A 9,695-nucleotide genomic window follows, 5' to 3' on the forward strand; every position below is an offset into this window, starting at 1 on the left:
CATTCGCGCCGCCTGCTGGCGTGCCGATTCGGTGCTCTCATCGGTGAGAAGGGCTGAGCGGTGGGTCGGATGGACGTGGAACTATGCGAGAAATGTTCGTGAGTGGGATGGCCCTGCGCTGAGAGGAAGGCGCCTGAATGGGTGGCAAGCCTGATGATGTGTGGAAGCGGCTCAGAGGGCAGGCGCATGGCGGGACGATTTCGATCCCCCACGACTTGGCGGTGAATGCTGCGAATGCGCTCGGCGATGCCGAGGGACGGCTGGCGGCGATATCCGCCCGGAGTAACTGGCTCGAGTTCGATCCCGGCGGGTTCGGCACCCTCCCGTCTCCGGTGGGGAGTAACAATCTCGGGTATGAGTTCCAGGTGCAAGGGCGGAAGCTGACTGGGATTCTGGGAAAGCATTTGACGACGTTGCGGAATATGCGGGAAACATTCGTGCTGGCCGATGAGAAGTACAAGAGTCAGGAAAAGCATTCGGCCTCATGGTTTCAGCGGCTGGTGCCGATACCCAAGTCTATCGGTGATGAACTGTTGATGCACGGTGGCTCCGATGATCCGCAGAGCACCGCGCCATCGTCCGCGCAATCGGCATATGACGCCGGACGTGATCGCAAGTCACTCGGTGATGACGCAATGGGAATCAATTCGAAAGAGATCGAGCTCTCCCACACAAAGGTTGATTTCGTCGACGGAAGTTCGCTCAATTGGGGGCAGTTGTACACGCTCGGTACCACGATCAATGCGGGTCCGATTCTGCGGGCGGCCGAGAATTGGATCTGGTTGGCGAACGAACTGGACATTGCCACGAGGGACCTCCGTATGGGCATGGACAAAGCGTTCACCGGATGGAAAGGGGCAGAAGATGGCGGCAGAAACGCGGCCGCTGCGGCCTTCAAAACATATCAGGCGGATGTCGGTGCGCTGCGGGACAGCATGACGTTGATGGGATATGAGCTCGCTACTGCCGCAGGTTGGTTGGAGGGCACGCCGCCGTTGATGCCGCGAAAGTCGACTCCCGATCGGGTCTACGACTATGCAGTAGTGGGAACGGTCCGAGGTGACCGTGGCTGGGTGCGCCTCACGAAGATCCGGGCCGACTACAACGCTCAGTATCTTGCTGGATTCAGGGACGCGAAGGTTCCGGTGCTGGCTTCGAAAGCTTCCGCCGGTGCCGGGCCCAAGGTGCGTGATCCACACAAGAAGACCACGACGACAGTGAATCCCAAAGATAAGACCGGGCCCAGCGGAAGTACCGTCGGACCCAAAGGCGGTACCGGTCCCAAGGGGGGTAACCAGGGCAACGACAAACCCAAATCGGGATTCACGAGGGCTTCCGTGCCGATCCAGATCGACGAAGGTGTCAAGCATATCAACAAAGGCATCAATAAGATCAACTCGGGCGCGGACTTGATCGCGAAAGGTCAGCTCCTCGTTCAGCAGGGCTACGTGGATCTGGGCAAAGAGAAGATCAAGGATGGACAGAGCCTGATCCGTCAGGGGAGGAGCGAGATTCGGACCGGGAGGGACTATATCGATGGTGCCGATAAATCTACCAAGGCCGGTGACCAGGCGAAGCAGGCCGGTGCCAAGTATTTGAAGCTCGGACAGGACGCGCTGGATCAGAGCAAGAAGTACACCGAGACAACGGGGCAGCCGCCTGTCAATGGACCGGGTCTGCCTTCATCGACTCAGGCCACGCAGCCGCAGACGGTGCAGGGCCAGTCCGGGACAGTGACAACCCAGTCGGTGCCGGGCAATTCTTCGGCTCCGGCCGCGTCGACCTACGGTGACTCGGGACAAACGACCTCCACCGGCCAGTCCTCGTCTGGGCAGACCGCGGCGTCCGCGTCGAGCCAGGACCCGCTCAGCCAGATCGCCGGCGTCGCCCAGCAGATCAGCGGTATCGCGCAGCAGGCCGGGCAGGGCCTGCAGGGGTTGTTGCAATCGGGACTGATTCCGAATGCGGCGGGCCTGCCGGGTGCCATCGCGCCCGCTGGCCTGCCGGACGCGGCATCCCTGGGCGGTGGGAGCGACGCTGGTGTCGGCGGCGGTCCTGGTCCCGGGCCGGGGCCAGGGAACGGACCGGCAGGTCCGGAGATGACGCGCGACTACCCCGCACGGTTGTTCCCGCGCGCAGGCGGTGAGGTGTTGTCGGCGACCGACTGGCGCTCCGGCCTGGCCACCGGACAGTCCACCGCCGGTCCACCGGGAGCTCCTGGCGCCGGCGCGCCATACGGGGGACACGGCGCGGGCATGGGGCAGGGCCAGGAGCACAAGCGGCCGAAGTTCCTGTTCTCTCCGGAACATCTCGAGGAGGCCCTTGGTGAGGCGCCGCCGGTGTACAAGCCGGTGATCGACCGATGAGCGGCGGCCATGCTGGACAGGAGCGCGGAACCCGGTTCGATGACTTCGAATTCGCGGTCCGCTGGGAGGATTCGACGGGTGAGTTCTTGCCTGGCCCGCTGATCGTCACCAGCCGGATCGCCTCCGGGTTCGAATACGAAGCGGCCAAACGCCGTATGCGTGAATCCTTGCGCTCGGCGCCGAACGCTGCCGCGGACGAGATGATGCGAGCGTTGGTTCGCCCCGACTTGTCGGTGGCACTGTGCGGTGGAGATCCGCGAGACCCCGATAACCCCGAGTCTGTCGTGCGTGTCTACGGTGCCCGCAACGACGACCGCGCCTATGTGGTGCGGCAACTTCCTGGTGAGACCTGTTGGCATGCCTCAGGATTCGTGGTGTCCGAGCATGATCCGTCGGCACTGCCCGCCGCGTTGGTCGCGGCGTTGCCGAGCGTGGCGGCGGGCCGGCAGTCGGAGATCGCGTTGTCGCGCGGACCGGTCTCTGATGCTTCGGACGGCATGGACTATACGGTTGGACGCTCGGATATCCGTGACTCGTTCGAGGATTCGGCGGTGGACCGCGCGAATGCCTTCCAGCAGTTGCCGACCTCGATGAGTGGGTATGTCGAGTTCGCGCAGGGGTGGTCCGCGTTCGGTCCTCGCGGTCTGGTGCACCGCGCGATGGGCTGGCGCGACGTCGTCGATGACGGTCGTTACGCGATCGTCGGTGACCTGCCCACGGCCGTCGCCAAAGGCGTCGACGCCAAGGCATTTCAAACATTGATCGCCGAGGAGATCGAGGAAGTCATGCTTGTCATCGCGGACGAACGCCGCTCCATTCCCCGGGGGTAATGCCCATGACTACACCGGAGCCCGAATATTTCACCGGGACCGCGATATCGCGATCCGGCCTGATCTCGGTGGAAACCACGGAAACGGGTTTGCCGACAGCTGTCGACCTGGATCCGGGCGAACTACGGCGCAATCCAGAGGAATTGGCACACGAATTGCTGCGGCTGTTCCAGCGATCGACGGACCGGGCACGGTTGGCACGGCGCGCGGCGCTCACGGCGGCGGGCGTCGCACCCGACGTGATGGATCGGCTCGGCTTGCCGACTGCCGATGCGGTCGCCGACACGGAGGCTCGCGACGAAGAGGAGGTCGAGTATGAACCGGGCAGCTGGTTACGGAACTCCTATGAATGACGTCGATATCGCGCAGGAGCGGTTGCAAGACCATACGGATCGATTGGTGAATTTCGGCGCGGAGCTTGCCGCGATCAGAGCGGAAGAAACTTCCCAGAATGGGGAAGTTTCGGTCGCTGTGAACGGTGTCGGTGCCATAGTCGAGCTGCGTCTGTCGGAGGCGATTTCGCGGATGACCGTCGGCGAGTTCGAGCGAGTATTGGTCGAGACCGCCGGGGCCGCCGCGCGGCATGCGTTCGCGCGGCAAGCGGAGCTGATCGAATCCTTCAACGCGCGATAACACGGTTCCTTTGATTGGCCCTAGGGGTTGGCGATGAGCGACGTTGTAGTGGTTCCTTGGATCTTCCGGCAATTCGGCGGTGTGCATGCGGCGCAGGCGGCCACCACGGCGATGGCGGGCGCGGTGGATCAGGCCGCGACGGTCGCGGCCGCGGTACCGGTGTTCGGGCCGATCGGCGCCGACTTCGTCGCAACCTTCGCGACAGCGCAGGCCAACCACATGCGGTCGGTGGCGCAGCTGACGGTGGTGCACGAGGCGTCGGCCGCGGCGGCGCACCTGGCCGCGACTGCCTATGAGGGCAATGAGGCCGGCTCTGCCGCTACTTTCGAGGCGCAGCGGATATGACGGATCCAGCGCCGTTGGATCCGGCGGTGCAGGAGATCTTGCGGCAGTCGCCGATCGGGCCGCTGCTCGGCAAGCCGGTGGATCAGGTATTGGCGAGTATCGGGGCGGGACTGCCGCAATTCCCGCCGCTGCCGCCGATTCCGGGATTTCCGCCGCTGCCCGCGATCGATCCGGCGGTGCTGTTGAAGCCGATCACCGACATGCTCGGTCAGTTCGGCACCGGGCAGCTCGGCGGGATGGGTGCGGTGAACCCGCAGCAGATCTTGTCGCAAGTGGTCAATGGATTGACCCAGGTCATCTCGCTCGGCTCCTCGGCGATCGGGCTGCTGGCCGGGCTGCAGGGCAAGGGCACCGACGCCGCGGCGTCGAAAAGCACTCAGGCACAGGGCAATGCGTCGGAACTGGTGACCCAGGCGGGCCAGATCAAAGCCATCGTCACAGCCGCGGCCACGGTCGTGCAGCTGGGTAACGCCGCATTGGCGGCGATCGCCGCGAAGCTGGTCGCCACCACCGCGGCGCTGGCGGCGGTGCCGGGCGCTCAGGCCGCTATCGCCGCGGCGGCGGCAGAGGCGGCGGCGGAGTCGGCGGCTGTGGTCGCGAAGGTGCGGGCCGAGTTGACCGCGCTGTCAACGCAGATGACCACTGCGGGCCGACCTGTTCCGGTGACGAAGCCACCGAACGTGGCAGGAGCCGCCGGCAAGGACGGTCAGCAGTTGCTGCAGCAGGTGCAGCAACTGATTACGCCGTTGACCCAGCTAGTCCAGCAGGGCAGCAAGGTTGCCGACCAAGCGGTACGGCCAGCGGGCAGGCCCGTTTCGGCGCCGGCTGCAGCACCGGAGGATGCCACTGGTCGGGTAAGCCCTGCGGTGCCATTGGGGGCCGGGCTGAGCGGTCGGACGGGCGGATCCGTCGCAGCGTCATCCGCCGCGACGTCGTCCGCGGCGGCGCTACGGCCGTTCCAGCACACGCCGATTCGGGTGGCGGCCAGCGAGATCGTCCGGCCGACCGGCAGTGTCGACTACGCAGCCGCGGGGACCGTCGGCGGGCGCGGGGAGGTCACGCCGATGATGCCGCCGGTCGCCGGACCGCTGGCGCGCGCGGGCGACGCGGGCACCGGCCAAACCCAAACCCCGGTGGTCGGCATCCACTACGACGAGGTCGATTCCGAAGGCGTTGCGACGCCAGTGGTCGGCGTGGTCGATGAACTCGACGAACCTCCAGACCAGAGGCTCGTTCTCTAATTCGGCATCAGCATAGAAAGACGATCAGATGAGCGGACATTTCGAATTCGACGCGGTCGCGGCCGAGCGAGCCGCCCAGCAGCTGGACGGGCTGGTGGCCCGGCTCGAACAAGAATTGCATGCGGCCGGTCCGGCGTTGGCGCCGCCGGCGGCAGGTGACGATGAGGTATCCCGGCGGGCGGCGCAGACGCTGAATACCGTTGGTGCGCAATATCAACAGACACTACGCGCCGGCGTCGCGGAAGTGCGGAAACTCGCGGGGGCATTGCGGTTGCAGATCGGCGCTGTCGGTGGGACCGAGTCCGAGAGTGCCGCCGCGTTCGGAGCCACCCATGTGGTGGCGTAGCGGACTGACCTCAATACGTGAGCGAGGGCGTGGTCAATGGTTGAGCCACACGAATCCGGGTTCACCGGCCGGGTTTGGGAGGCCGTGCCCGCCGAAAAGCTTGCGCGTGACCTGGAGTCGGGTCCCGGCTCCGCGCCGACCGCGCAGGCGGGAGCGGCGTACGCGCACTTGGCGATCGGGCTCGGTGAGGCTGCGGTGGAAGTCGGAGTGATCCGTGCGGCCCTCGACATCGCCTGGCAGTCCGACCATCGCTCGTCGGAACGGCTCGCGGCGCTCGGCACGTGGTTCGCCGATGCGGCCGCGACAGCGTTGGCGAATGCCGCCAAGGCCGAGGCGCAGGCGCTCGCCCACGAGGTCGCGCGGCTGGCGATGCCGGGCAGTTCGGAGATCGCGATCCTCGAAGCGGTGAAATCGGCGCTCCTGCAAGGACTTGCGCTGGGGTCACCGATCAAGGCGGTCGCCGCGGATATCGACGACAAGGCCGATATCGCCACCGCGCACGCCGCGCGGGTGATGCGGGAGTACGAGCGCGCCACGGCCCCGCTCGCGCAGCCGTGGTCGCAGGCCGATCCGCCGCGAACCCTCACCGAATCCGCGCAGGTGACCGAGCAGGCCGCAGCACAACCTCCAACGAACCCTGCCGCCTCCGTGCCCGTTGTCTCGTCGTTGGCGCCCGCACAGTTCGTCGGCGGGCTGCCACGAGTCAAGTCAGGCTACCGGGCACCAACTTTCGTCAATATCGTCGATTCGGCACACGTCGCCGAAACCGTCGTTCCCGCGCCGGTGACCGTCGGCCCTGCGGCGACGCCGATCGCGCCCGTCGCGCCGGTCACCGGTCAGGCGCAGGACCAGGAACATCATCCGCAGATCGCCGCGGCCGCCCAGACGCCGGGTGACACCGATCGCATCGGACTCGACCTCGGCTACACCACCGCACCGGCGGTTGTCGGCGGTTTGAGCGCGCCGCGAGCCCAGCGACCGGACGTGCCGGAGGCGACATGACCGTATTGACACTGGACGGCTTGCTCGCGGTGGCGGACGTGCTCGGCGTGCAGACGTTCCCGGTGGTCCTGACCGTGGTGCCCAAGCACGATCACATCGACACCCGGGATCGGGCGCGGCGAGCCGCCTTGGATCAGTTGGCGGCCGACCGGGTGATCGATCAATACGGCGATGTCGACGAGGAACTCGCGGTCGCGGTGCGCACGCTCGCCCGGCCCGACCGCGAACTCGTCGCTCGCATCTACGCGCCCGACGGCCTGCGCCGAGTGTGCCTGGCGCGCCGTGGTCTCGCGCATGTGGTGGCCGAGCGCACGGGGGACGATTTCGATGTTCGGACCGTCTGGGGCGAGGAAGACCCCGCCGTGCTGGTTCGGCCGCTACTTGCCGCACTCGGATTCCGCGAGCCGATCGAGCTGGCCCCGTTCACCGTCCCGTCCGACACCATGTGCGCGCGGCTCGACGCGGCACGCACCTCGTCGGAATTCGCCGACCTCGCCTACCACTTCGGTCTCGCCGAGCGGGATTCGGTGGAGTTCGGCATGGCCATGGCGAACTGCCACACCCACGCCGAGATCGCGGCCTACCGGCACGACGACGGGGTCACCCGGCGGTCGGCGGCGGGGGTGGCCGTGTACGACACCGACCGCGGTCGGCTGGTCGCCGGTCCTGGTCGAACGGTCGAGGGCCAGCGATGGTCCACCTTTGCCCCCGGCACCGATCACCGGCTGGCGCAAGCCATTTCGGCGCTGATCGCGAGTTTGCCGGGAGAGAGGTGGATGTCATAGCGCACAGATGAACGACGACCTGAACACAAACGCATCCACAAACGAAAGGTAGGGAAATGTCTCCCACCCCGAACGACAAGGATCTGTCACTCGATCACGCCGCGCTGGACAAGGCGAAGGGTGTGATGGAGAACGACGTGATCGAAGGTATCCGGACGACAGCGCAACAGCTCGCCAGGAGCGTCGAGGCGTCGGCGCCCAATTGGCAGGGCCCGGCCGCTCTCGCCTTCGTCGGATTTCACGCGCGGCTCAATGCCGCCATCGTGAATCTGAACGGCAGGCTCACCGAGTTGAGCACGGCGATGGGCGCATCGAACACGAAAGTCCAGGCGCAGGAGGCGGATTCGCGGACCCTGTTCACGAATCTGCAAACCAACACCGTGTAGTCGTCAACGCGCGACAGAGATTTCGAGAGGAGAATCGTCATGGCCGATCATGGCTTGACGTTGTACAACAACGCTGGAATCGACCAGCTGGTTCAGGAGATGAACAACTACTACGACCTGTTCACCAGCCACGAACATACCGCCACCAGCACAGACAAGGCTTTGATGGCGGCATGGGGTGGCCAGGGCCACGGCGCGTATCAGCATGCGTTCAAGAACATGATGGACGCACTGCAGGACATTCAGAACGTCATGGCGCAGGGCACTTCGGGGGTCATCAATGCGGCATTGAACATGAATACGACCGACAAGGAGGTGGCCGCCAGGTTCGAAGGGCTCTGATCGATAGGACACGCGGGTGTCAGGGCGCATCGCGACATTGCGCCCTGACATTCGCATCGGAGAAGGAGAAGGGGTGCCCGCTCCGCTGACAACCCGGGCGCAGGTCAACGGCTACCGGTTTCTGCTCAAGCGAATCCAGCATGCGCTGGTGCGCCGCGATGTGCGGATGTTGCACGACCCGATGCGGGCACAGATCCGTTCGATGGTGGTCGGTTTCGTACTGGCGGTCGTGGCAGTGGCCGGCTGTCTGATTCTCGGTCTACTGCGCCCGCAGGGTGCGGTCGGTGACGCGAAGATCATCATCGGCAAGGACAGCGGCATGCTGTTCGTGTTGCACGAGGGCACGCTGCATCCGGCCCTGAATCTGGCTTCGGCGCGACTGATCAGCGGGTCCGGCGAAAACCCGCAATCTGTCAAGGAATCCAAGCTCGCCGCCTATCCGCGCGGGCCGATCCTGGGCATCGCGGGCGCACCCGGCGCATTGCTCGGCTCCGCCACCGCAGGGGACGGATCGGCGTGGACGCTGTGCGAAGCGGTGGCGGCGATCGACGGGCGCTCGCGAATAGTGCTGGCCGGTACGCCGAGCCTCGGCGACGGCATCCGGCGAACGGCACGCGGCGAGGCGTTGCTGGTTCGGGTGGGTACGAAATCGTACCTGTTGTACGACGGCAAACGCGCCGAGGTCGACCTGGGTGACGACGCGACCGTGCGGTCGCTGCGGTTGGACGGTGCGGTACGTGAGCCTCGCACAATCGGCACGGGGCTGTTGAACGCCACTGTCGAGGTGCCTGCGTTACGCCCTCCCCCCATCGCGGGGATAGGAACACCAGGGCCGGTGAGCGGCACCAAGGTAGGGTCGGTGATCAAGGTCGCCGGTGTCGAATCCACCGAACTGTATGTCGTGCTTTCCCAAGGCGTACAGCGGATCTCGCCGTTCGCCGCCGAGGTCATCCGGAACGCCGACTCACAGGGCGCGAGCGACATCTCGGCTGTTCAGCCGGATGCGTTGCGCCGTGTGCCGGTGCTCGACGTGCTGCCGATCGGCCAATTTCCCAAGGAACGACCGCAGTTGCTGTCCCCAGAGCAGTACCCCGTCGTGTGCGCGGCGTGGGCACAGACACATGCCGATCAGGACTCCACACTGGATGTGCTGGTGGGGCGAACGTGGCCATTGTCCGATTCGGCCAGGGTGGCGGGGTTCGCGAGCGGCGGTCATGACGCCGAACGAGTCGAAGCCGCGTACATCCGACCGAATTCCGGCGAGTTCGTCCAAATGACCGGTATCGCGCCGGGCCGTGCCCCGCGCGCCACCCGGTTATATAAAGCCGAAACCCCCGACCGCCACCGGAGTAACCAACAAGCCACCACCCCCAACCAACGCCACCGCCCCCAGCCCACCCGCCCACCATGGGCACAACA

12 protein-coding genes are annotated in these 9,695 nt (G+C 65.8%); all 12 read left to right on the forward strand.

What is annotated here, in order from left to right:
- Nucleotides 1–137: 137 nt before the first annotated feature.
- Nucleotides 138–2,366 (forward strand): hypothetical protein, encoded by a 2,229-nt coding sequence (locus ACIG5A_RS29615; protein ID WP_397245853.1) that lies wholly within the window; start codon nucleotides 138–140, stop codon nucleotides 2,364–2,366.
- On the forward strand, nucleotides 2,363–3,196 hold the full coding sequence (locus ACIG5A_RS29620) for an ESX secretion-associated protein EspG (RefSeq protein WP_397245855.1): 834 nt from the start codon (nucleotides 2,363–2,365) through the stop codon (nucleotides 3,194–3,196). The genes ACIG5A_RS29615 and ACIG5A_RS29620 overlap by 4 nt, the downstream gene beginning before the upstream one ends.
- Before the next feature lie 5 nt (nucleotides 3,197–3,201).
- Nucleotides 3,202–3,549, forward strand: a complete 348-nt coding sequence (locus tag ACIG5A_RS29625; RefSeq protein ID WP_397245858.1) for a hypothetical protein — start codon at nucleotides 3,202–3,204, stop codon at nucleotides 3,547–3,549.
- Complete coding sequence (locus tag ACIG5A_RS29630; protein ID WP_397245861.1) at nucleotides 3,542–3,829, forward strand: YbaB/EbfC family nucleoid-associated protein; 288 nt, start codon at nucleotides 3,542–3,544, stop codon at nucleotides 3,827–3,829. The genes ACIG5A_RS29625 and ACIG5A_RS29630 overlap by 8 nt, the downstream gene beginning before the upstream one ends.
- A gap of 33 nt (nucleotides 3,830–3,862) precedes the next feature.
- Complete coding sequence (locus ACIG5A_RS29635) at nucleotides 3,863–4,174, forward strand: hypothetical protein (protein WP_397245864.1); 312 nt, start codon at nucleotides 3,863–3,865, stop codon at nucleotides 4,172–4,174.
- Nucleotides 4,171–5,415, forward strand: a complete 1,245-nt coding sequence (locus tag ACIG5A_RS29640; RefSeq protein ID WP_397245866.1) for a hypothetical protein — start codon at nucleotides 4,171–4,173, stop codon at nucleotides 5,413–5,415. The genes ACIG5A_RS29635 and ACIG5A_RS29640 overlap by 4 nt, the downstream gene beginning before the upstream one ends.
- Before the next feature lie 28 nt (nucleotides 5,416–5,443).
- Nucleotides 5,444–5,761 (forward strand): PE domain-containing protein, encoded by a 318-nt coding sequence (locus ACIG5A_RS29645; RefSeq protein WP_397245868.1) that lies wholly within the window; start codon nucleotides 5,444–5,446, stop codon nucleotides 5,759–5,761.
- A 36-nt stretch (nucleotides 5,762–5,797) separates the two neighbouring features.
- Nucleotides 5,798–6,763, forward strand: coding sequence for a PPE domain-containing protein (locus ACIG5A_RS29650; RefSeq protein WP_397245870.1), 966 nt, complete (start codon nucleotides 5,798–5,800; stop codon nucleotides 6,761–6,763).
- On the forward strand, nucleotides 6,760–7,548 hold the full coding sequence (locus ACIG5A_RS29655) for an ESX secretion-associated protein EspG (protein ID WP_397245872.1): 789 nt from the start codon (nucleotides 6,760–6,762) through the stop codon (nucleotides 7,546–7,548). Before ACIG5A_RS29650 ends, ACIG5A_RS29655 begins: the two co-directional genes overlap by 4 nt.
- Nucleotides 7,549–7,604: 56 nt before the next feature.
- Nucleotides 7,605–7,934 (forward strand): WXG100 family type VII secretion target, encoded by a 330-nt coding sequence (locus ACIG5A_RS29660; protein WP_397245874.1) that lies wholly within the window; start codon nucleotides 7,605–7,607, stop codon nucleotides 7,932–7,934.
- A gap of 39 nt (nucleotides 7,935–7,973) precedes the next feature.
- Nucleotides 7,974–8,276 (forward strand): WXG100 family type VII secretion target, encoded by a 303-nt coding sequence (locus ACIG5A_RS29665; RefSeq protein WP_397245876.1) that lies wholly within the window; start codon nucleotides 7,974–7,976, stop codon nucleotides 8,274–8,276.
- A gap of 73 nt (nucleotides 8,277–8,349) precedes the next feature.
- A partial coding sequence (eccB, locus tag ACIG5A_RS29670; RefSeq protein ID WP_397245878.1) for a type VII secretion protein EccB occupies nucleotides 8,350–9,695 on the forward strand: 1,346 nt, incomplete at its 3' end.

This window comes from Nocardia sp. NPDC052566 (assembly GCF_044547285.1).
Lineage (GTDB): Bacteria > Actinomycetota > Actinomycetes > Mycobacteriales > Mycobacteriaceae > Nocardia.